The organism is Streptomyces sp. NBC_00210 (genome assembly GCF_045160975.1).
Classification (GTDB): Bacteria; Actinomycetota; Actinomycetes; order Streptomycetales; family Streptomycetaceae; genus Streptomyces.
The window spans coordinates 4,081,425-4,104,402 of record NZ_CP108120.1; the positions used below are offsets into that span (position 1 = coordinate 4,081,425).

Genomic DNA, 22,978 nt, shown 5'->3' on the forward strand with positions numbered 1-22,978 from the left:
CCGCATGGCGAACACCAATGCGAGGCGACAGCCCATCACGCCGGGCGAAGAGGCAGCGATCTACTGCCGGATATCCCACGTTGATGACGACGACCAGACCGGCGTGGACCGTCAGGAGCGTATCTGCCGCGACATAGCGGAGCGGCTAGGCCTGTTGGTCCCGGCGGCGAACATCTTTGTGGACAACAACCGTTCGGCGTGGCGCAGGGACCGCAAGCGCCCCGGATGGGATGCCATGCTCAAGGAGATGGACGAGGGCAGGATCCGTCATCTGATCGCCTATCACCCTGACCGGCTCATGAGGCAGCCGAGGGACCTTGAAGAACTGCTGACCATCTCCGACAGCAACCACATCACCCTGCACGGCGAGGCGAACCGCCGCGACCTCTCCGACCCTGACGACCGCTTCATCCTCCGCATCGAGGTGGCCCACGCCTGCCGCTCTTCGGACGACACGTCGCGCCGTTTGAAGGACGCCATGGACGACAGGGCAAGCGCGGGCACCCCGCACACGGGACGGCGCCGCTACGGGTACACGAAGAACGGCATGGAGATCGTCGAGGCTGAGGCGGAGATCGTCCGCGAGATCTTCCGACGGTTCCTCGCCGGGCAGTCACCGCGCGCCATCGCTCGCGATCTCAATGAGCGGAAGATCGTGACCGCGCTGGGCAAGACGTGGGGGCCCGACACCGTACGGGCGCTGATCGATTCACGGCACGTCGCCGGTATCCGGGTCTTCCGAGGCGAGGAGCACGGCGTCGGGAAGTGGCCCGCGATCATCGACCGGGGCCAGTGGGACGAAGCCCAGGAGAAGCGGAAGTTCCGCGCCGAGCGGTCAGCGGAGAGTAACAACCCGACGCGCTACTACCTACTGCGCAGTGTGGTCATGTGCACGTGCGGCCGGACGATGGCCGGGAACTCCGGAAGCGTCCCGGAGTACCGCTGTACGCGCCGTGTGGCAGTCGACGGGACGGCCTGCAAACGCACGATCGCGGCGGAACCCCTGGAGCGATTCGCGCGTGACGTCGCCATCGACGTGCTGTCGAAGCTGGACATCACCGGCCGGACGCCCGCAGCAACCACCAGGCCGGCCACCGATGTTGAGGCGGACGAGAAGGACGCCCAGAAACTCAATGACCTGTACGAGATGTGGGACGCCGATGAGATGTCCACGCGTGAGTACAGGCAGCGGCGGCGCGCGATCGAGGCGCGGATGAAGGAGCGACAGAAGCAGACCGTGGTCCGCCCGGTGGCCGTCCTTGAGGGCATCGCGGGACCGGATGCGGAAGAGAACTGGGAGCGGCTGGAGAAGAAGAAGGACTACGCCCGGATGAACGCGATCTACAGATTCCTGTTCGGGGGCATCGTCATCGGCCCGGCAGCCGGAGTCGGCAACTTCGACACCGATCGGATCACGATCAAGCCTAATCCGCTGGGCTGAAACTCAAGGACCCTAGCCGAGCGACCAAGTCCGGTTCCTATGAGGTGGGCCTTGTCCGTGTGCTGTTGCGCGAGGGGTCGAAGGGGCTTCAAACACCGATCAACGTAGGAGCGAACGGCTTGCGGGCCGTGCCGGTCTGGGTCGTACCACGATCAGACAGGCTATCGGCGGGCCGACTCCCGCGTCACTGCGCAGACGGTAAGCGCGGTGACGCGTGCCCTACGCCTCGAAAGTCCGCCATCTACCGGACCTGCTGGCCGCCGCGACCAGGGCGCATCAGGGCCCGGTGAGCGCGCTGGGGAAGCCGATTGCGAACTGAGATCCGCACGATCTGGAAGTCCATCCCGCGATCGAAGCCCTCCGGTTCGGGACACGTTAGTGAGCCGGGCGATTCGATCGGCCACCCCGGCCGCGACCCATCAGAGCAGCAGACCGCTGACGTTGCCGTAAACCACCCAAAAAGCCCCGCCGGGTACCTGTCCGGCCGGCTTCTGGCAAGCCCGATTAAGTATCCGACTTTGGAGACACAGGGCGTTCTCTGTGGACCTCTGAAAGCGCAGCCTCTTCGATACCGATTCGCCCATCGTTTGCAATTCGGAGAAGCTCAGCCTTCAAAAGGGAATAATCGACGATCGGCGGAACGTCAATTGCCCACAAGTAGCCCGTGGAGTCGATTTCCCAGGAACAGTCAAAGCTCCGCAGGAGTGAATCCGCCACCTCTTGCACCTTGTCATCCTTCAAGATGATTCGGATGGTTGAATGTCCGGATTCCGCAACGAACTCCTCAAAGACAAATTCCCTGCGCTCATGATCAGCCCTCACACGAACAATATCGGCGAAGGCGATCCCTTTAACATAGAACGGCGTATTTCGAACCTGCACCTCCATCTTGACAGAGGTCTTACCTGTCCAGAGCAGCTCCGCTGACGCAGGAACCCATGAGGCGGTCTCTTCAGGGAGATCGAAAGCTACCTTGAACAGCCTCTCCGGCTTGCTCTCTTGTTCAGCCTTAGCCTCGCCAGAAGGCAGCTCACCGCCCTTAGTCACCGAGGAATTCTCGGAGCTCATCGTCCCAATCCTCCAGAGGCTTCGTGGATTTATCCCTGTTGCAGCGCCGACACGCAACCACACCGTTGTGCTCGCCGCCGTGTCCGCCACCTACTCTGGGCTCGACGTGATCAATTTGAGCGTCGTCCGGCCGCCCAGGAACACCCCTCGTTGAGGGCCTCCGCACGACCTCTTGCCCGCAGTAGTCACACTTCAGGACACCACCATTCTTTTCAAGATTGGCATCGTAGACCTTCTGACGCTCGGCGTCAGTGAAATCTAGACCAGCTCGGTTGCAATTGTGGACTAGGACCGGCGTGGCCCCCGCGAGGACATAGTACGTGTGAAGGTTACTAATGGTGAGGTTGTGGACCGTGGCCGACTGGTCGGTCCAGCGCTTGATTGCGGTGACCTGGACGTACGTGCCTGCGCTGGTCTGAAGCCAGTCACCAGGCTTGAGGTCGGTGGCGTGGATCCACTTTCCGAGCTCCGGCACCCAGAAGGGGTGGCCCTCCGTCGAGGTGACCGTGGCGGTAGCCGCGCCCTTTTCTCCATCGGTGTCGATGGTAATTTTGACCAGGTGCTTGAGACCCTCACCCTGGATTTGGGCATTAATCGTCTCGACGCGGGTTTTCCCCGTCTTGGGATCAGTGGCGAGGACCTTGTCGCCGTTCTTGACGTCCTTGATCGGCTTGGTGGTGCCGTCGGCCATTAGGACCAGCGTGTCCGGGGCGAAGCTGTGGGGAATGCAATCAATTCGTCCCTTGCCTCCGCCGATCCGGCTCATGAGGATGAGATCAAAGCCAGGGTTTCCGCATATCGGGCAAGCGTCGATGGTGTCGATGCTCTTTACGTGCTTGAAGTTTCCATAGAACTTCCGCAGCTGCCTACAGGCCTCGTTGGCGCCGCTGAAGTTACAGCGTTCACGGAAGTGGAGCTCAACGTTGAGTTCGTAGCTGAGAGATGCCGCGTAGGAGCCGTTCGTGCGAATTATTTGCCCGGGAGTTGGCAACCCCGAGACGTAGTACTCCGTGTACAGCTTCTTTGGCGGCAACTTCGATTCGCCGTCACCCAGGTTCTTCTTCACGACGGGCAGACCTGATCCGTCTTGGCCGTCGCTGGTGTTGTCGGGGTGCGAACCTTCAGGCTTGCTCTTGCCGTTGCGGTTCCCCTGAGGCGTGTCCCAGTTGCAGCTGTCGCAGTAGAGGCCGGAGGGATCGCTGGACGTGACAGGGCTGCCGTTGGCGTAGGTGTACCCGTTCATCTGGAGCGGGTCCGTGATGTCGATGACCGGGTCGACGGACAGGAACCGGCCCGTCGAGGCGTCATATTCACGCGCGCCGATATGCGTGAGGCCGGTAGTGGGGTCGTCGACTCCTGTGCCGAGGAAGGTGTGGCGGCCCGGCCAGTCGGCCGGTTCCGTCCCGCGAGGGTTACCGTACGGGTCGTACTTGCGGCGCTTGATGGCCTGGTTGGCCGTCTGCTCGATCGCGCTCGTGACGGTGTTGTGGTGGTCGGCGAGCAGTACCGTGAGCTTGTGGCCCGTGGTTTTGCCACCGGTGGAGCGGACCGTGGTCGGGGCGCCGGGGTGGGTGTAGTAGCGCTGGGCCTCGATCGCCTGGCCGGCGGTGTTCACCGTGATCTCGGCTTCGCCGAGGAAGAGGGTGCGGGTTGTGCCGTTGTCCTCGATGAGGCGGTTGCCGTCCGCGTCGTAGAGGTAGGTGACGTCGGCCGTGCCGTTGTTGTCGTTGTCGACCGAGGTCAGCTTGTTGCGGCGGTCCCAGGTCAGGGCCTGGGGATCGCCGCCCAGTACTCGCTGAGTGGTGTTGCCCGCAGTGTCGTACGCATAGGTCGACAGCGAGGTGACCGTCGAGCCCAGGGTCTTTTCGGTCGAGTCGAGCCTAGTGAGGGTGTGCGGCTGGGCCGTGGACGGTGGCTGCGTGCCGTTTCCGGTGACCGTCTTGCCGTAGGTGTAGTCGTCGACGTCGTCCAGGTTCGCGTCGGTGAGGTCGTGGACCGTCATCCGCGTGCGGTTGCCGATCGCGTCGAACTCGTACGACTGCCAGTAGCCGTCACCGTCGGGGCCGGATGTCACCTCGCTGCGGTTGGGGCCCGCGCCCTGGGTGCCGGAGGCTGCGGGGCATCCGGCACTCGCGCCCGTCCAGGCATGAACCAGGCGGCCCATGGGGTCGTAGGCGAAGCACTGCCGGTCGGTGCGCGTGGGCGACTGGGTGTCGGTGATCGAGGTGACGTTGCCAACCGTGTCGTAGCCGTACTTCAGAGCGGAGATCCGGTTCGGGGCAGCCGTCTCCCGGTCCGTGATCGACTGGTTGATACGGCCGGTGTTCTCGTCGTACGTGTTCGTCGTCCACACGCGGCGCGGCGCTTCACCACTTGTTGTGCGCAGCACGTCGCCGAACGAGCTGTAGATGGTGTCGGCGGTGTACCAGGACAGGCCCGACGTCGTGATCGGGGAGCCCTCGCCGTTGTAGCGGTTGACAATCACCTCGGAAGCGAGCCCGCCGGGGGTGGCAGGCAACGTGGTGGTCTGGGGCTTGCCCGTCTCCGTGTACGTGCTGGCGTACGCATACGTGCCCGCGAGGCCCGTCGTGCCTGTTGTGATCGGGATCGTGACCTTCGAGCCTGTCGGACGGTACTCGGCGTCGTAACCGGTGACCTCCCTCGTGAACGCCGCGCCGTTGTTATAGCGCGTCGAGGAGACCGGGTGTCCCTTCCCGCCCGGCAAGGAGTCGTACGTCCACTTCGCCACCAGTGGACCCGAGGCCGAATCGTCGTGCAGTTCGATCTGGCGGCCCAGTACGTCATACACCGTGTGCTGGGTGCGTTCTGCCTCGTCTTTCGACCAGACCTTCTGGTCGAGAGTGTTGTAGCCGACGGACGCCTTGCCCATGTCCGGGTCTGTCGACGTTGTCAGACGGCCCCGCGCGTCGTACGTGTAGGTCCAGTTGTTGCCCTTGGCGTCCGTGACCTGGTCGAGCTTGCCGCGCGGGTCGTAGGTGTACGAGGTGTCGGTCTTCGTCGTGAGATCGGTGGCCGTGAAGTGCTGGACCTTTGAGGTGCGGCCGAGAGCGTCTGTCCACGTCTTGACCGCGCGGCTGCCCGACAGCGGGGTGGTGCCATCCGGCGACATGCCTGTTCGGCTCAGTGTCCAGTCGCCCTCGTACCGGGCCGTGGCGGAGTGCTGCGGTACGTCCTTGTGCAGCGTCGTCGTGCGCACCGCACGGCCCAGGCCGTCGTACGCCGTCTCCGTCGAGTTCGGGATTTGGAAGACCGTCTCCGGGACGAAGATTTCCTTGTCCGGCTCGTCCTTCGCGTAGTAGCCGTTGTTTGTCTGCCGGACGGTTCCGTTCGCGCTGTACAGCGTGTCGGTGACGATCCGGCCGCCGCCGAGCGCTTCCGTCTGGGTCTGGCGCGGGCGAAGCAGACCGTCGTAGATCGCGACCGAATCCTCGTACGTGCCGTTGTCGCGCAGGGTCCGCGTGGTAACGGCCGGGGCCTTGCTGGCCTCGGTCTGATACTCGAAGAGTGCCGACGCTTTGTCCGTGCCTTGTGTGCGGGAGGCCGTCCAGACGCCCGTGACACGGCCAAGGTCGTCGTAACTGCTCGTCAGTTTGCGACCGTTGGGGTCGGTGACGGACAGGACCGTCCCGCGTGCCGGGTCGCTCGCAGTGGTGGAGGTGTGACCGGCCGCGTTGGTCACCGTGACTTGGAAGGCGGGTCCGGTGGCGGGTGTGTAGGCGGTGGTGGTGGCGTTGTCTGCTGCGTCGGTGACCTTGGTGGCGCGGCCCAGCGCGTCATACGTCGTGCGTGCCGACGTGATCCAGCCCGTCCCGGCGCCATTGACAGTGTCCACCTGGTAGGGCAGGCCTTTGACCGGTGGGGTGGCGAAGGCGTCCAGCGCGTCGTACGAAGTCCGGGTGTCGGAGACGACCTTGTCGCCCGTTGCCGTCGCCGCCTGGTCGCAGTCGCCGACGGTCGTACGGACCCGCGCGGGCAGACCGATCAGGTGCACGCTCGTGTTGTGGACGTAACTGGTCGTGGTACAGGACTGGTTACCGACGACCTGCGTTCCCGACGCGTCCGGCGCAAGGGTGAGGGTGTGGCTCGTGATGGGCAGGCCGTAGGTGGTGTCGAAGGTGTTGACCGTGCGGCTGGTGCGCTCCTTGTCGCCGCTGATCGTCTGGATGGAGTCCGTGCGAGTCGTGCCCGTGCGCCACGCCTCCAGGGCCGGCAGCCCCGCGCGCGCCCGTGACGCGGTCTTCTTCGCGTACGGCCAGGTCAACTGGCGCGTGATCAGGCTGCCGCCTGCCTTGCTGTACGTGATGGTCTCGGCGGCGCGACCTTGGTGGGCGGGCAGATCCTCGCCCAGATCCTCCGTGCCCGTCGAGTCCTTGACCGTGATCGCGGCGCGGCCGGCGTCGCCCGACATGCCGCGGAAGTAGCGGGTACGGGTCTGGGATTGCTCGGTGGCGTCGGTCGCTCCGGTGTTTGCTGTTACGCCGTGCTTCACGACCACGCTCGCGTAGCCGCGCCACTGGTTGTATGTGCGCAGCTCCGCCTTGGAGAACTCGTCCGTGTCCTTGGCCCAGGCGGCATCGCCTTCGTAGACGTAGGAGGTCACAACGTCGGGCTGCCGGGCGACGCGGTCCTTCTCGATGATCCTGTCGACGACGTACTTGTTGAACCACTCCAGTGGCGGCGTTTCCAGGTCCGGGTCCGGGGACCAGCGCGCCGGGAAACAGCGGGTGGTGTTCTGTGCGGGAGCCGGGTGGGTGCTGCCGACCGGGCAGGGGTCGGAGTAGTCGACGTAGATCTCTCCGCCCGTCTCCGTGCGGATGGTCTCCACGCGAAGCCGGTCGAAGTCCGGGGTCTGGTCACTGGCACCCGTCGAGACCCGGTTCGGCATGTCAACGACGTTGGGGAGGAACGCGACAGCGGGCAGCGGGGTACTGTCCTGGGCTCCGGCGCTGTCCTTGGTGGTGCCGAAGCCGGTGCGGGTGATTGACTCCAGCCACAACGGCGGGTGAGTGGCGGTGCGCTGCTTGGGAAAGGACTGCTGCAGGTTCCAGCGGTCGACCAGGGACAGCGTGGTCGAGCCCGGCGTGCGCTGGCCGTACGTGGTCACCGCGGTGAGCCGTTTGCGGGTCCAGAACGTCGGCGAGGTGACGAAGCAGTTGGTCGCCGTCTGCTTGCAGTTCAGCGTGGAAGGGGTGTCCCACCAGGGCTGCTTGTCCTCGTAGTTCTTCGACTCGAACTCGGCGTCCGTGCAGTCTGTGACGCCTTCCTTGATGCAGCGTTCACCGACGGTGAATTGCACCCTGCCGGCCGGTGGGCCGGTCAGAGCCCCGGCGCGCAGGCCGTAGAGGATCTGGGTCGGGTAACCACCGCGGACGTAGGAGACCTTGGACTTGTACTTCTGGTTCTCCGCGTAGTAGTTAGTCTCCTTGGCCCAGTCGATGATCATCGCATTGCCGTGCAGATCCTCGACGTAGTCGAGGTTCCAGCGCCAGGCCTGAGTGCAGGAGGAGCCGGCGTACGTCGATGCGTGGCACGGTTCGTCCACGTGGTTGCCGAAGACCGGGGCGGTGAAGACCGAGTTGGTGACGGGCCGGGAGCCGGCGCCGTCGACGTCATTTCGGCCGAACCAGTACTTCGTTCCGTCCCGGGTGGTGATCACCCAATACTCGTTGTCGTACTTGTCGGTCTGCACGTCCTTGCTCGTGCCGTCCTTGGCCTTGTACTCGACCTTGGCCCCGTCGTCGTTGGCCGGGATCCACTTGCCCGAGGCTTCGTCGTGGACGAGTTCGGTGGACGAGCCGCCGAGCGACATCACGACGTTGTCGCTCGCCCAGCACAGGTCGGACTTCTTCTTGTCCGTGGCGTTGTCGTTGTTCGGCGGCCCTCCATTGCCGAGCTTGCGGTCCTCGGAGCAGGAGCGGTAGCGGCGCTCGATGAATCCTGGGGTGTAGTCCCAGCCGTCACCGATCCACGACGCCTGGCCGTTCGCCACCGACGTCTTGCCGTCCACCGCCTGTGAAGAGTACGAGAACGAGACCTTCGGCGCGGGACCGGCCGGGAGCGCCGGGACAGAAAGCGGGTACGACCACGAGAAACCGCCGCCGCTGCCTCCCGCGGTCCAAGTGCCTGTCGGGGACAGCGAGGTCGCCTTGTACGTACCGCCCGCCCCGGCCGCGGAGTCGGTGGCCGCAAGGACAACCGGGCCCCCGCCTGCCTGCGGGGTCAGGCCCTGCGCCTGGCTCGCAGCGGGATCTACGGTGGCGCGGACCGTCTCCCCGGAGGGGTCGTTGTCGCTCGGCACATCAACCGCGGTGGTGCACTCCGCCAGCTCGGGGCTGGTCAAAAAGCACTGGGGCAACTGGACCAGTTCCAGGCGGCTGGACCATTCGGTGCCGTACAGATCCTCGAACTTGCTGTAGTCCAGCTCGACGTCGACTGGCGTGGAACCGGTCGACGGAGGCGTCAGCGTGATGATCGCCCCAGCTACCTCGGCGGTCTCGGTATCGGCGCGCGGCTCGACATCCACACCCCATGTACCGCTGGGAGCTGGCGGGTTGGGCTCCGACGCGGTCGGTGACGCCTGTCCGATGCTCACCGGCAGATCACCTGCCTGCACCAGCTGATCGCCTGCGCTGCCCAGGAGCACGTCCTGGTGAGGGCCCGCCGGTGGCGTCACATCAGTCGGGTTGTACTCGGCGGGCGGCTCCAGCGGGGCACCCGACCAGCCCTCGAGCTCGGCGGCCTTGGTCTCGTCCAGCTTCGCGGCCTCGTCCTGCTGGAGGTCAGGCAGAGCGATGACGTTGCGAGGGTCCGCGGGCGGCAGTGCCCATGCCTCGCCCGGCACAAGCGTGATGGCCATGACGGCGGACACAACGATTCCGACACCCTGCGCTGCACGATGGCGCCTGGTGTTACGGCGCATCCTGCGTCCGGGCAGACGGAACTGAATCGCCGAATCCGACGATGACATGTGGACCCCCCACAACCGCTGCGAGCACCGGGAGGTGGGGCCGCAGGGAATTGACGAATAGCCAGCAGATTGTGCGTGCAATCCCCACAAGAAATCCACAGCGCAAGGTAGGAGTGACATCAATCACAGGGGCATAGGCTACGGCTCCACCGTTAAGCGGAATTGCGAATGCATTGCGGCGGATATGCCTTGATGCCGTGATCAACACCCGGAAATCCGGCAGATCATCTCCGAGATGGATCAGTGCACGGATATGAGGGTCCGTTACATGCCTCAAAGCCCCTTTTTACCGGTTGGGTTCACGGGCACGACCTCAACTGACCTGCTGTCTTCACTCCTTACGACGCGGAGCCCGGCCATCGGGTTCCCCCGACCTCACCGCTCGCCATGGGTGACGGAACCGTGAAGATGAGCCATGCTCTGCTCGCACAAATCTGCGCGGGTGCCTTGAGTTGGGAGAACTCCGGGAGCCGCGCAACGGACACCGGTCGCCGGTATTTCCGAGGGCAGCTCAGCATCCAGGCGCCCGAGGGGGAGAGGGAAACCATGGACGCCTCCAAAGCCGCGGAAACCACGGAATCCGTAGGGCCGAATGAGAGCGCTGAGATCGCTGAAGCCACTGAAACCCCGCTGCGTGAAGGGGAATTGAGGCGACGGCGCAAGCGACGTGCGGTCGCCGCACTGAGTGTGCTGCTGACCATCGCCATCGCCACTCCGTTGGCGGTTCACCTCGCCGCGGGTCCCCGGCACTCTCCACGCGTCCAGCGCCACGCCCCCGCGAGCGGGCCCGTGGATGTTGCCGAAGCTGCGCGGCAGGCGAAGAAGTCCGGCAAGGACGTCGAGATCACGGCCAAGCGCACCGCCAACACCACCACGTGGGCGCAACCTGACGGACTACTGCGCACGCGTACCTACAGCGACACGATCCGCGCCAAGGTCGGCAACGACTGGAAGAAGATCGACACAACCCTCCAGCGAGTGAAGGGCGGCTACGCCCCCAAGGCGGTCAACGACCCCCTTTTGTTCAGCGCCGGCACAGGTACCGCGGCGAAGCGCGCCTCACGCGACACGCCACGCACCACGCTCGTCGTGGGGACGATCGCCAATGGCTCGGAAGCCGACGAGAGCTGGAGCCAGCTCGTGAGCCTGCACACCGACGGACATGACGTCGTCGTGAGCTGGCCCGGTCCGCTTCCCGCGCCTGTCGTCAACGGCTCCCGTGCCCTGTACGAGAACATCCGTCCCGGTATCGATCTGCTCCTCACCGCCCGCGACAGCGGCTACTCCCATCTGCTGATCGTCCACAACCTGCAGGCTGCGGCAGACCCCCTGCTCGACGACCTCAACTACCGCCTGTCCTCACCAGACCTGAAATTCCGCATGAACGCGGACTCGCACGTGGTCAGCGCGGTGGACGCAGACGGCGAGGAGTTCGCCACCGCGCCGACTCCTTATCTCTGGGACTCCGCGGGCGAGGTCAAGGCCACCATCGGCGAGGAGCCCGCAGCTACAGCATCTGCATCGGCACCTATACCGTCACCGTCCACCGAGCACCCCACCCTGACCCTTCCCGGACTGGCCGGTCCCCAGCCCGGCACCCACGACCGCGTCCTGGAGGCGACACTCGCCACGGACAACACCCTCAGCCTGAAGGTCGACAAGCGCCTGCTGAACGACGCCGACACCGTCTACCCAGTCTTCATCGACCCGTCCTTCAAGGGCCACAAGCGCAACTGGACCCTCCTCTACTCCAAGTACCCCAGCTCTAGTTTCTACAACGGCCAGAACTTCAACGACGGCACCAACGAAGCACGCGTCGGCTATGAAGCCGATAGCGGTGGACTGTCGCGCTCCGTTTTCACCTTCGACTTCGACGCCAAGGCTCACGGATCAACCGTCAAGGAAGCCTGGTTCTATGTAAACCAGACCTACTCCTGGGGCTGCTCCTCACGCCAGTACGACCTGTGGATCACCAACTCCATCTCCGGCACCAACACCTGGAACAACCAGCCCGGCTGGGACCACGTCATCAACAGCGCCACGAACGGCTACGGGTACCGGGCCGGTACATGCCCGGACCGATGGGTCAAGCTCGACATCAAGCCCGAGGCACAACTGGCGGCGAAGAACCAATGGGGCAAGCTCACCATGGGGCTGCGCGCCGCCAACGAGTCGGACACCAACGCCTGGAAGAAGTTCCTGGCCAATGGCGAGAGCTCCCCCTACATCGACGTGATCTATAACCATCCGCCCAACGAGCCACTGCTGTCATCGATGAAGCTCATCCCAGGCAGCGTGTGTGCCACTGGTGAGGTCATTCCCTCCGTCGGCAAGACCGACCTGACCTTCACCGCAACAGGTTCCGACAAAGACCTCAACCTGGAGCACGTCCACCTCAAGATCTGGCCGAACGACGACGCGGCACATCCCGTGCGCAACGGCGACTACACCCCCAACAGCAGTGGCACCATCAACGTTTCCGTCCCCTGGACAAGCTTCACCCACGGCAAGACCTACACATGGACCGCTTGGTCCATCGACACCGAAGACGCTGTATCCGCCTTGGGCCCTGCCGGAACGAACAGCCTGTGCCAGTTCTCCGTCGACCAGAACGCGCCCAACAGTCCCACCGTCGAGTCCACGGACTTCCCGGACCCCGGCGACGACGGGAACATATGGAGCACGCTGAAGTTCGGCAGCCCGGGCGCGGTCACCTTCAAGCCCAGCGGCAGTTCGACAGACATCAAGAAGTACGAGTACGGAGTGAACTCCGTCAGCTTCAGCAATCCGGTGACGCCCGGCGCCGGCGGCATCGCCACCGTCAACGTGTCACCCACCCACGCGGGCCCGAACACGCTCTATGTACGCGCCGTTGACTCAGCCGGGAACGCTTCCGCCGGCACCACCTACTCCTTCAACGTCACACCGAAGGCCGGCCTCGACCTTCCCGGAGACATCACCGGAGACGGCTTCCCAGACCTCCTCGCCACCAGCAGCACCGGCAACCTGCTCTCCTACTCGGCAGACAACCGAGGCGACCCGCACATCAGCACACCCGGCGCACACAACAACGGCGTCGCTCTCGAGGACGGCTACTGGACGGACCCCGCCACAGGGAAGTCCGCCCTGATCAGTCACTCCACCGACTGGCTACCCGGCGACGGCATCACTGATCTCCTCGCCCGGATGCCCGACGGCAAGCTCTACCTCTATCCCGGCGACGGCTACGGCAGCTTCGACGTCAGTCACCGACTCGACGTGCTGCTCCCGACAGGCGCCCCCGCACCATCGACGCTCACCCAGCTCGTGGCCACCGGGGACATCACCGGCGACGGCCGGCCCGACGCCCTTGCCCTGGCCGGCCAGCAGCTGTGGGCCTTCACCGGCTACACAGGCGGCCGTTTCGCCGACGCCCGCCTACTGGCCACAGGAACGCAGTGGACCACGTACGACCTCGTCAACGTCCGGGACATCACTGGGGACAACGTGGCAGACCTCCTCTTCCGCACCGCGGACCCCGACCGCGGACTGCTTCTCCGGCAGGGCAAGAGCGCGTCCGGCGGCGGCGTCGACCTGGCGTCGTTCGCGACGGAGGCCGCCTCGGCGACGGGTCACGACGTGGTCTACGGAACCCGTGGCTGGGCCAGGGCCAGCTACCCCACCCTGCTCGGCACCCCCGACGCGAACGGGGACACCATCCCCGACTTCTGGGCTGTCGGAAGCGACGGAGCGCTGTACTTCTACCCGGGCCAGCGAGCCACCCACGGCTCTCGTTACCTCGTGGGTGAAAGGTCCTGGGACACCCTGCGCGCCCTCGGCTGACGTATAACTCACCGGGCCCGGTACCTCCCCCGAGGTACCGGGCCCATCGCTTTCAGTGGTCAACCGGCGTGATCCGTCCTGACCGTATTGGACGTCGGAGCGCGGCACGCTCGTCGTCCAGATATCCGGCTCCTCTACGGTCGTGGACGACACCGGAATCCTCTGACATCCCGTCCGATCCGCCGTCGTCAGTCACCGTGACGTGCGGCAAGGGGTCCGGTGATGCCCAAGGCGCAGGATCCGCCGGACTGAGTTCAACCTCGCTCACGGGCAGAGGAGCTGCGCCAGACGTGCCGCGCTCCTCGGCCCAATCTGCGTCGGAAACTTGGCAGCCTCCCGGCGCACGGCCGCCATCCACTTCTCGTCAGCCTCCCGGGTGTGAGTACGGCGGAGCGAGGTGTCAGAGACGGAAGCTGTCGCTGCTCTCTCTGGCGCGGCGGTTGTCACAGCCAGAGCTCCCCTTCTTTCTTGACACGTTCGCCCCGGTCGCGGGCATGGGCCATGTCGTGGCGGGTTTGGTTGGCCAGGAGTTCCTCGCCTGGCCAGTAGCCGGAGGCGAGGTAGGCCCAGGACGATTCGGTGACGAGGGTGGCGTCCGCGTCGGGGGCGACGAGGCCGGTACGGGCGCGGGCTTGTTCACTCCGCCATGTGCGGCGCACGTCGCGCAGTGCGCCGAGGGTGGTGGAGTAGTGGCGGGATTTGGTGGAGAAGTGTCCGCGGAAGCCGAGCAGTGGGCCCACTTCCAGAGCTTGAGTTCGGCGAATTCCGGCGGGTGACCGAGGTCCCAGGCGGTACGGATCATCTGGCGTGGTTTCGAACCGGATCGGGTACGACACGGACCGCCGTGGCACGGACTTCCGCTCCACCTTGGGGAAACGGATCGGGTATGTCACCGACCTCTGCGGGCGAGGCTTCACCGCCCGGCCGTTGTCCGCGAACGTGATCGGGTACGTACCTGTCTTCTGCGGCCTGGGTGCCTGGCCACTTCCCGTGCCGGTGCTGACGTTGCCGTTCCCTATACCGACGATCGCAACCACGGCCACGGCACTTCTTTCACACGTTAATTAATAGAGCACTGTCAACCGTGGATCTCGCTGGGATCTACTGCCGCAAGAATTACATCAACCGTCAGGCATTAGACCGGGGTGCTCTATGAAAGAACTCCGTCACTGAGACTCATCTGTCGAGAGAGCCGCCAATTGCGATCGATGGCGGGGAAATCGGACAGCACACTTTGAGTCCTTCGTAGCTCGCAAGTCAGAGGCTCTTGGCGCCCGCCTCGTAGTCCTTTGCCTGAGTGGGTGTCAGCAGGTTTGACACACGGATGAGGATGCCGCCGACGATGTAGTGGTACTCGGTCGCGCTGGGCATGGACTTGGCGATCGTCTCGATGTACTTCGCCCGAGACTTCGCCTCATCCTCGGCCTTGAACACTTCGACGCTGCCGCCGCGCTCAATTGCGTCCTTGTCCAGACCCTCGGCGTCCGCGGAGGAGACACGGCTGTCGGAGAAGGCGGCCTTGCTGGTGTAGCCACCCGGTCGCCCCAGCAGGTGGTTCGGGTCGTTGGCCTCGGTATAGACCCGGACGAGCTTCAACTCCGGGATCGACTTCCCCAGCGCTGCCACGGCCTGCTGTGCGGTCAATGCGTCTGGCTTCTCGGCCGAGGCTGCGTCCACGGAGCTCGTGCTCTTCGGAGATGTGCTCGATGAGGTGTCGCTGGAGCCGGTGGAGCTACAGCCGACCAACAGCGCTCCGGCGAACGCGAGTCCGGCTACGGCGGTACGAATATGCATGATCCCCCCAAGGGCGCGCAGGTGCAGATTACATCGCCGCGTCGCGCTCTCCTTCCTGGGCGGGGGCGCTTTCGTCATGCCGAGCTGGGGGCAAGGTCCTCGGGGTGGCACACCTCCGACAGCCCCAAGGGCCACCGCCCAACGCCGGTCCATGAACTGATAGACGCCCCTCGATCACACGATGAAGCCGTGGGCGCGGCCGTGACCTCAGCTTGGGAATCACCGCGCTTTGGGGCCTCGGCTGCGGCCTGACGACCGTGCACGGGTGCCAGGACTAACCCTAGGACTCTTCCTGACACCCGCTGTTGACGGTGGTTTATGGACCTGTCGGGCACGGATCGGGCACGAGCGGTGAGCACCGCTTTAGGAGTTCGATCAGCGTGGTCCCGGGGCACTCGGAATCGCGAGACGCGAGGTCGCCGTAGGCCGCTCGGGCTGCTGCTGTCCACCGTCGTTGATGTCAGGTGTGGATGTCAGAAAGGAAGCATGTCTGGGTCCTCAGAGATCCGACGGGCGAACTCGTCTACGACCTGGGGTACGACAGGTTGGGCATCTTCATCCCGCAGCGCTTCGACGAGAGCCTGCCGGACTGTCACATGCGGCTGCCCGGCGTGAGAGGTACGGGTCCGGCTGACTGCCCGCTCGACCTTCGCCAGATGGGCCGCCACAATCGGCACCGCCTTGTCGTACTCGCTCGGGTCCATGGACATAGGAACAGCCGATCAAGACGGACCAAGGGCGTCAAGGCCTGCGGTGTGCTCTGAGCTTGGGCACCAACGGTCATTTAGTAGCTATCAAGTACTTGACCTGGGCGAACACCTCAGTCGGAACGCTCTCAACCTCTCGTCGTTGCCCGCTGTTGACCGTGGTTTACCGCCGTATCGGGCACGGATGACGAGACGAGCATGAGGCGGCCCAACCGGCATCGAGTCGCCCCTTGGGAGTCCGGCCTTCTGACGCAGACGGCCCGGTCGTCTCGGCGGCACTGCTCAGCCCGAGCGACTTGACCTGCACGCAACAAACGGTCCGAGTATGTGGATTCTCAGGGATCCCGCCTGATGGATCGCCTAACCTGCCGACATGGCTGGACACGGCGACATTGTTCATTTCAACGGCCCGCAGAACACCAGCAAGGGAGTCAGCGATGCGAACTCATACCGCAGCATGAACTGCGGGCACTGCTCCCGCGATGTTGTCGCTGCCGTGATTGCCATGCACCCCGGGCAAATGACCTCTTGGACGACGTGCCCGTCATGCAACGGCGGTACCGTCTTTTCCGGTGAGATCCAGTACCCGGGCCCGAAGGTGGGCGGCGACGTGGACGGTCTGCCTGGCGACGTCAGCCAGGCCTATCAGGAGGCCAGGGCATGCGCCTCAGTGGCTGCCTACACGGCAGCCGAGGTGATGTGTCGCAAGATCTTGATGCACGTCGCCGTGGACAAGGGTGCTGAAGCGGGCAAGTCTTTTGCCTTCTATCTCACATATCTAGGCGATCAGGGATACGTAACGCCGCCAATGAAACCGTGGGTGGAAGTAATTCGCAAGAACGGGAACATTGCTGTTCACGAAATTCCTGCCACGGATAAGGAACGAGCCCTGGGAACGCTGATATTCACCGAACAGCTATTGCGTATGGTGTACCTGATGGAACACCTTGCCAACAAGTACGCGCCAGGTCCGTGAGCTTGGCGTCACTGGGGGAGCTTCCAAGATTGCTATAGGCGGCGCCCAGGCGGCTGACCACCGCTTTACAAGCGATGTGGGGCGGGTTGGGCTGTGACCTGCGGCATGATGACTTCGGCGGATGTTGGTTGCTGCTCCTGCCAGCTACCGCAGTTCCCCGTGACTCCCCGTCCGAACTGGCGTGGTTGTCGCACGCGGAACATCTGATGCGTAGCTATAGCCGGATCGGGCAGCGACGGTCATACCGGCCGCTACGAAGCCCGGAGGGGCGGTAGCGGAGTGGGCCGGTTGCTGGGGTTGCGGTACGGCGCTGATGTACTCCGAGAAGCTTGCCCACTCTGGCCTGATAGCTGAGACCATCGCGGAATGGCCGAACCAGAGCTTGCCCCCGGGGAAGAGCAAATCCTGTACGACCTGGGACTGATGATTCGCGAGGCTGGGCACGTCGAGATGATGCTGCGGTTGGTTACCAGCACTCTGACTCAGAGCCCCCAAGGCGACCTGATCATGGCTGGCGAAGACGTATCTCGGATGCTGGAGCTTTGCAAGCACCTCGCTGACGGCCACCCTTGGTTACGCAGGTCGCAGTGTGAGCAGCTCGGCACCGTGATCAGCGAGTGCAAAGTGGCATTTCAGGCTCGCAATCAATACGTACACGGTGCCTGGGGGCAGAATGGAGGGGTGGAGCAGGCGCTGATAACGATGAGGAGCCGCAGGTACAGGCGGGCACCCCAAACCGAAGCCCTGACGGCGACCGATCTCCGGACGCTGTCGACTAAATTCAACCGCTTGTCTCTCGAGCTCTTCAACCTGCTCGGCCAGATCTTCGAGCGCCGCGACGAGATCTTGAAACGCCTCAACAACGACTCGTAGTCCCCGCTGCTAGCAACGGTGGTTCTACAACAGCGGCCAGCGATAGAGAGGGCCAGTCCAGGCGCAGAGGTCGGCGGAGGGCTTTGGCCGGTGTCCTGCCCGGTTTGGGGTCGTGCATGATCAGGGGGCCGTACGCTTTCCGGCTACTCGGGCAGGCTTGCGTCGTCCGTGCTCGGTTGGTGGTGTTGTCAGCTCTCAACGGTGTTCTCCGCATCCGTCCCCGCCGATCCAATCGCACTGGATGGGGACGTGCCAGCGCACTCAACCACTGCCGGACGGGTTGCAATCAGCGCGCGTTGATCATTTGGTCGACGGCCTTGCGGATTGAGTCCTCGTGCTTGCAGAACGAGAAGCGGACCAGCCAGGCTGAAGCGTTCGCGCTGAGGTAGAACGCCGATGTGGGAATGGCCACCACGCCCGCGCGCTCCGGCAAGTCCCGGCAGAACTGCACTCCGTCCGAGTAGCCCCACGGCCGCACATCCGCCTGCACGAAGTAGCCGGCATCCGCGCGGAAGGGCCGCAGCCCAGCTTCCGCCAGGCCGCCGCTCAGCAGGTCCCGGTTCAAACGCAGAGTGTCCCGCAGACCCGCCGCCCACTCCTCCACCGAGCCAAGTGCCCGCGCCAGCGCCTCCTGATACGGCGTTCCCGAGGCGTACGTCAGGAACTGCTTAGCCGCGCCCACCGCGGCAACGAGCGGTGCGGGCCCGCAGACCCAACCAACCTTCCAGCCCGTGGTGTTGAACGTCTTGCCCGCCGAGGAGATGACCACCGTCCGCTCCCGCATCTCCGGCAGGGCAGCGAAGGGGAGATGGCGCGCGCCATCGTTGTAGACGAGGTGTTCGTAGACCTCATCCGTGATGACCGTCAGCGAGTGCTCACGGCACACATCAGCAATGGCTTCCAACTCTTCGGCCTTGAAGACCATGCCCGTGGGGTTGTGCGGCGTGTTCAGGATCAGCACCCGGGTACGGGGGGAAACAGCCTCGCGCAGAGCGTCAGCGTCGAGGGCGAAACCGTCGCCGTCGAGGACCAGGGGGACGGCGACCAAACGGGCCCCGGCAAGCCGGGTATCCGCCGCGTACGCGTCGTAGCAGGGGTCGAAGGCAATGACCTCGTCCCCGGGGTCGCACAGCGCCAGGAGGGCCGCAGCGAGCGCTTCCGTCGCGCCCGTGGTGACCAGCACCTCGCCCTGAGGCTGGTAGTCGAGGCCGTACCGTCGCAGCTGATGAGCGGCGACAGCCTCGCGCAGGGCCGGGAACCCATGAGCCGGGGGGTACTGGTTGCTGCCGGCGAGCACGGCATCCGCCACATCCTTGAGCAGCACGGGTGGACTGGCCAGCTCCGGCACCCCTTGCCCGAGGTTCACGGCCCCGGTGCTCCGTGCCAGCTCCGTCATCTCCGTGAAGATCGAGGTGCCCATGCCGTGCACCCGAGCCGCAGGGCTCCAGCCTGCCGAGCCCCCTACGCCGCGTGCGTCAGCCGTCCCCGCCGTGTTCATGCGATCCCGCTTTCCCGAGTCCACCAACCAGGAGATTCGGCCCTCACGATAGGCACCACGGGGAGCACTGGCCTATTGGTGAGCATGTTCAAGCCTTCACCGGAGCCCCTGACCAGGGATCTTTGATGTGTATCAGCAGGGATTGACCCGGGTGACGGCGTCCCCCGAGCTGGTGACGGCGGTCCGCTCGGCGAAGCAGTTCCTGACCTATGTGTCGGCGGGGCCTTTCCAGTACGCGGTCGCGGAAGCGCTGCGGCTGCCGCAGGCGTACTTCGACGGTCTTCGCGACGATCTGCGCGCCAAGCGCGATCTGCTGAGCGCGGGTCTCGCAGACGCCGGTTTCGAGGTCTACCGCCCGGCCGGTACGTACTTCGTCACCACCGACATCCGCTCCCTGGGCGAGGACGACGGCTTCGCTTTCTGCCGCGCGCTGCCGGAGCGGTGCGGGGTGGTGGCGATCCCGAACGCGGTCTTCTACGACCACCGCGAGCAGGGAGCGCCGTTCGTGCGGTTCGCCTTCTGCAAGCGGATCGACGTGCTGGAAGAAGCCATCAAACGGCTCTCCGAGCTGCGGAACCACTGACTCGACGGAGTGCGGCCCCCGCCCGAAGGCGGGGGCCGCATCGTGTGTGCGAGGAGGGATCTAGCGGCAGACCTCGCCGCGCCCGAACTCGACGTACCGCGCGTTGACGTTCGCCGTATCGGTGCCGCCGAGCAAGCCGTAGCCCGTGGCGTCGAAGAACCTGCCGCACGGCGAGTTCCTGCTGACGGTGAAGTAGTCACCGAAGCGGGCGTCGTCGGGGTTGTACGTGGCCTCGGCAACCTTCCGGAAGACGAAGCCCCCGGGCCCCTTGTTGTACTTGTCCTTGATCCCCACCGCTGTGGTGACGGCGGGCCCGCCGCCTCCTGCCCTGCCGCCGAGGGCGATGGCCAGGCCCTGGTCTCCGGAATCGTTGACGCCGACGGCCGGCAGGCCCGCGCACTGGTCGGCGAAGGCGATGACAGGTTCCTGGACGAGCCTCAGGTCGTTCGGGCGGTTCCCCAGGTGGAACTGGGCGCCGACGATGTGGGCCTGCGGGTATCCGGCATCGGAGTCCGTGGGCGCCCAGACGTTAACCGAGTTCCTGGTGATGGCCGTCTGCACATTGAATCCCACGATGTTCGCCGCGACCTCGTCCGCCCAATCGGTGTTGTTCACCCCGCCCCGGCAGTCCGCGTCGCCGAAGGTCATGGCACCGACATCGTGCAGCGTCGAACCGACGGCCGTCGAGTTGTCGGGCCAGCTGAACACGCGCCACTGGGTGGGGGTGTTGACCCAGGAGAAGTACATGACATTCTGGGCGCCGCTGCCAGGGACCAGAATCCGCTGGTCGCCTGCGTTGGTGATGTTGATGGTTCTCCCCGAAGCAACCTTGCACGCGGCAAGCTGGTCGAGATTGAGCCGTCTCATCTCCGAGCCCAGCCAGTCGAAGTTTGGCCCCGAAACTCGGTTGGCGCTGACGTACAAGAACTTCTTGCTCAGGCCCAGATGCGGGTAGTCAGGAAGCACGTCGGTCGCGGACGGATCGAAATCGATGTCGTAGTAGCAGTTGTCCGGTGAGGGAATGTTCCGCCTCACGAAGACGCGCACGATGCCGTTGGTGGGGGCGAAGCGGTCGTCCAGGTACAACATGCTGTGGAACGTGACATCCCGCGCGTGGTCATAGATGACTTGGGTGTCACAGCAGGTGAACGGCGCTTCCGCCGGCCCCGCCGGGTAAGGGTCCGCACAGGAGAACGTAGCCCCACGGTCCGTGGAGAATTCCTGGTGGTCGAAGTTGCCCGTGTAGTAGACGTTCGGCCCGTCGTTCGCAGCGGACGGCTCGGCGAGTGAAGCTGCCACACCGCATTCATCGGTGGACGCGAGGGGGTTCCGGTTGTTCCGCGCAATGACGAGACCGTTCGGACCGGTAGGCCCCTTCGCCCGGGGCGAAACGTTCTCCACCTGGGATGTGGGCGCTGTGGCGGGCGGCACCCCTCGTTCGCCGTCTGTCTGCGGCACCTGGGCAGCCAGTTTCACGCGCCTCTTGATCAGCGCGTCCTGCATGGCGTGATGCTGTTGCGACGTCACGGGAGGGGCTGCCCTGAAGTCCTTCGTCAGGACCGGCGTTGCCGACGTGGGCACCGACTCCTGGTACACCACGTGATCCCCGTTGCCCGGCGTCGCCTGCGCCCCCGCGGAACCGGTCCAGGCAACGGGCAGCACCATGGCCAGGGCCAACAGCCCGATGCGCCAGCGTCGTCTGAGATGTGCCTGGTATCTGGCGGTCATTGCACCAATCCCTTCGCGGAGAATGTCGAGCAGCCGCGAGGATCGTGGAGGCACGACCGGTTCCAGGACCGCTAACACGCTGTCCGGCGCTCGTGCTCCACCCGTCCAGCGCATGCAGGCGTGCCTGGACCGATGTCAGAGCGCACGAACGGACTCGCAGCGGCCGAGGCCCCTGCTGTCACACGCAACACACGGACTTTCAGCCGAACGGGTAGGAACCCGGCCCTGTCGGCTCGTCACCGCTCGCGTGCGGGCCGTCGGCCGCTCATGGTCGGATTGACCGACTTGTGTGCGCACCCGGAGGTGCCCCCTGACCGCCGAGACTGTCGACCGTGCCGCGGCGGCCAGTGCCCGGCCCGTCCCCCGCTGGCGCGCCGCGCTGCTGCGGGCCGCCCCCGCGCTGGGGCTGTTCGCGGTGGCACGGCTGACCGGGCTGCTGGTGATGGCGGGCTGGTCGTGGCACATCGGGCGCTCCCCGCGGGCGATCATCGCCCGCGCCTGGGACTCCGACTGGTACATGCTGATCGCCGAGCACGGCTACGGCCGCACGCTCCACTGGCCCGACGGCACGGTTCAGAGCGATCTGGCGTTCTTCCCGCTCTACCCGGCGCTGGTGCGCGTCGGCACGACGGTGCTGCCGGTGACGAGCGGAACGGCCGGGCTCGTCATCTCGTGGACCGCGGCGGGCGCGGCCGCGTGGGGCATCTACGCGGTCGTGGAACGGCTGCACGGGCGGCGCACCGCGACCGTGCTGGTCCTGCTGTGGGGCCTGCTGCCGCATTCGATCGTGCTGTCCATGGCGTACACCGAGCCCGTGCTCACGGCCTTCGCCGCCTGGTCGCTGTACGCGCTGCTGACCCGGCGCTGGGTGTGGGCGGGCGTGCTGGCCTTTCTCGCCGGTCTGTCGCGGCCCAATGGGATCGCGGTGGCCGCAGCGGTGCTGGCGGTGGCGGCGTGCGAGCTGTTCACGGCGTACCGGCGGCGCGAGAGCGCCCGCGCCAACCTTCGGATCTGGACCGGCGCGGTGCTGGCCCCGCTCGGCTGGTGCGGCTATGTGCTCCAGGTCGGCTTCCGTACGGGCGATCCGCTGGGCGGCTATTTCGCCGTGCAGCGCGGCTGGACCTCGCGGTTCGACTTCGGGATCGGGGCGCTGAAAGTGGTACGGGCGCTGGTACTGCGGCCCTCGCTGTTCCCGCTGATGATCGCGCTGCTGATCGTCGTTGCGGCGGTGCTGCTGTTCGCCCTGTTCGCGCTGGAGCGGCCACCGGCGGCGCTGCTCGTCTACACGGCGGTGCTGGTGCTGATCACGCTCGGCGGCTCCGGCTTCTTCGAGTCCAAGCCGCGCTTTCTGCTGCCGGCCTTCCCGCTGCTGCTGCCGCTGGCCTGCGCGGTGGCAAAAGCCCGGCCGAGGGCGGCGGTCGTGGTGACCGCCGCGCTGGCCGGGCTTTCGTTCGGCTACGGGACGTATCTGCTGACGCTGTCCCCGATCGCGCTCTAGCT

General features: G+C 65.3%; 12 protein-coding genes and 1 pseudogene. 6 read left to right on the forward strand and 7 right to left on the reverse strand.

The genetic code is table 11. The annotated features are described in order from the left end of the window. The first annotated feature begins 4 nt into the window (after window positions 1-4). A complete protein-coding gene (locus OG729_RS18505; protein ID WP_405807144.1) occupies window positions 5-1,441 on the forward strand; it encodes a recombinase family protein in 1,437 nt (478 codons plus the stop codon). A 504-nt stretch (window positions 1,442-1,945) separates the two neighbouring features. On the opposite strand, the gene OG729_RS18510 is transcribed toward OG729_RS18505, so the two are convergent. Together OG729_RS18510 and OG729_RS18515 are read right to left on the reverse strand one after the other, a co-directional pair. Next, complete coding sequence (locus OG729_RS18510) at window positions 1,946-2,509, reverse strand: DUF4265 domain-containing protein (protein ID WP_405807146.1); 564 nt, start codon at window positions 2,507-2,509, stop codon at window positions 1,946-1,948. Further along, on the reverse strand, window positions 2,481-9,386 hold the full coding sequence (locus tag OG729_RS18515; RefSeq protein WP_405807147.1) for a polymorphic toxin-type HINT domain-containing protein: 6,906 nt from the start codon (window positions 9,384-9,386) through the stop codon (window positions 2,481-2,483). Before OG729_RS18515 ends, OG729_RS18510 begins: the two co-directional genes overlap by 29 nt. A 657-nt stretch (window positions 9,387-10,043) precedes the next feature. Between OG729_RS18515 and OG729_RS18520 the strand changes: the two genes are divergently transcribed. Continuing rightward, window positions 10,044-13,319, forward strand: a complete 3,276-nt coding sequence (locus tag OG729_RS18520; protein WP_405807148.1) for an FG-GAP-like repeat-containing protein — start codon at window positions 10,044-10,046, stop codon at window positions 13,317-13,319. Window positions 13,320-13,762: 443 nt separating this feature from the next. On the opposite strand, the gene OG729_RS18525 is transcribed toward OG729_RS18520, so the two are convergent. From OG729_RS18525 to OG729_RS18535, 3 genes are all read right to left on the reverse strand, one after another. After that, window positions 13,763-14,059, reverse strand: a complete 297-nt coding sequence (locus OG729_RS18525; protein WP_405807150.1) for a replication initiator — start codon at window positions 14,057-14,059, stop codon at window positions 13,763-13,765. 517 nt (window positions 14,060-14,576) lie between these two features. Next, window positions 14,577-15,113: a hypothetical protein gene (locus OG729_RS18530; protein ID WP_405807151.1), complete on the reverse strand. Its 537-nt coding sequence runs from the start codon at window positions 15,111-15,113 to the stop codon at window positions 14,577-14,579. 473 nt (window positions 15,114-15,586) lie between these two features. Beyond that, entirely contained in the window at window positions 15,587-15,823 is a 237-nt protein-coding gene (locus OG729_RS18535) for a hypothetical protein (protein WP_405807152.1), read from the reverse strand. A 370-nt stretch (window positions 15,824-16,193) separates the two neighbouring features. Here OG729_RS18535 and OG729_RS18540 point away from each other — a divergent pair, with 370 nt between their 5' ends. Continuing rightward, a complete protein-coding gene (locus tag OG729_RS18540) occupies window positions 16,194-16,796 on the forward strand; it encodes a DUF4145 domain-containing protein (RefSeq protein ID WP_405807154.1) in 603 nt (200 codons plus the stop codon). A 366-nt stretch (window positions 16,797-17,162) separates the two neighbouring features. Continuing rightward, a complete protein-coding gene (locus OG729_RS18545) occupies window positions 17,163-17,669 on the forward strand; it encodes a hypothetical protein (protein WP_405807156.1) in 507 nt (168 codons plus the stop codon). A 286-nt stretch (window positions 17,670-17,955) separates the two neighbouring features. On the opposite strand, the gene OG729_RS18550 is transcribed toward OG729_RS18545, so the two are convergent. Beyond that, the gene (locus OG729_RS18550) at window positions 17,956-19,089 is read right to left on the reverse strand and encodes an aminotransferase class I/II-fold pyridoxal phosphate-dependent enzyme (protein ID WP_405807158.1); all 1,134 of its coding nucleotides are present in this window, start codon (window positions 19,087-19,089) and stop codon (window positions 17,956-17,958) included. Between the two features lie 229 nt (window positions 19,090-19,318). Between OG729_RS18550 and OG729_RS18555 the strand changes: the two are divergent. Continuing rightward, window positions 19,319-19,750, forward strand: a pseudogene (locus OG729_RS18555) (aminotransferase class I/II-fold pyridoxal phosphate-dependent enzyme); the annotation flags it as partial. A gap of 60 nt (window positions 19,751-19,810) precedes the next feature. Here OG729_RS18555 and OG729_RS18560 read toward each other — a convergent pair. Continuing rightward, on the reverse strand, window positions 19,811-21,478 hold the full coding sequence (locus tag OG729_RS18560; RefSeq protein WP_405807159.1) for a hypothetical protein: 1,668 nt from the start codon (window positions 21,476-21,478) through the stop codon (window positions 19,811-19,813). A gap of 310 nt (window positions 21,479-21,788) precedes the next feature. Here OG729_RS18560 and OG729_RS18565 point away from each other — a divergent pair, with 310 nt between their 5' ends. After that, window positions 21,789-22,976 (forward strand): mannosyltransferase family protein, encoded by a 1,188-nt coding sequence (locus OG729_RS18565; RefSeq protein WP_405811182.1) that lies wholly within the window; start codon window positions 21,789-21,791, stop codon window positions 22,974-22,976. The last annotated feature ends 2 nt before the right edge of the window (window positions 22,977-22,978 follow it).

What these genes read in the sequence shown, in the direction of transcription:
- OG729_RS18510 (WP_405807146.1), bottom strand. Translation starts at nt 2,509, where the DNA reads ATGAGCTCCGAGAATTCCTCGGTGACTAAGGGCGGTGAGCTGCCTTCT.
- OG729_RS18550 (WP_405807158.1), bottom strand. Translation starts at nt 19,089, where the DNA reads ATGGGCACCTCGATCTTCACGGAGATGACGGAGCTGGCACGGAGCACC.
- OG729_RS18530 (WP_405807151.1), bottom strand. Translation starts at nt 15,113, where the DNA reads ATGCATATTCGTACCGCCGTAGCCGGACTCGCGTTCGCCGGAGCGCTG.
- OG729_RS18520 (WP_405807148.1), top strand. Translation starts at nt 10,044, where the DNA reads ATGGACGCCTCCAAAGCCGCGGAAACCACGGAATCCGTAGGGCCGAAT.
- OG729_RS18535 (WP_405807152.1), bottom strand. Translation starts at nt 15,823, where the DNA reads ATGTCCATGGACCCGAGCGAGTACGACAAGGCGGTGCCGATTGTGGCG.
- OG729_RS18515 (WP_405807147.1), bottom strand. Translation starts at nt 9,386, where the DNA reads ATGGCCATCACGCTTGTGCCGGGCGAGGCATGGGCACTGCCGCCCGCG.
- OG729_RS18505 (WP_405807144.1), top strand. Translation starts at nt 5, where the DNA reads ATGGCGAACACCAATGCGAGGCGACAGCCCATCACGCCGGGCGAAGAG.
- OG729_RS18545 (WP_405807156.1), top strand. Translation starts at nt 17,163, where the DNA reads ATGGCCGAACCAGAGCTTGCCCCCGGGGAAGAGCAAATCCTGTACGAC.
- OG729_RS18540 (WP_405807154.1), top strand. Translation starts at nt 16,194, where the DNA reads ATGGCTGGACACGGCGACATTGTTCATTTCAACGGCCCGCAGAACACC.
- OG729_RS18560 (WP_405807159.1), bottom strand. Translation starts at nt 21,478, where the DNA reads ATGACCGCCAGATACCAGGCACATCTCAGACGACGCTGGCGCATCGGG.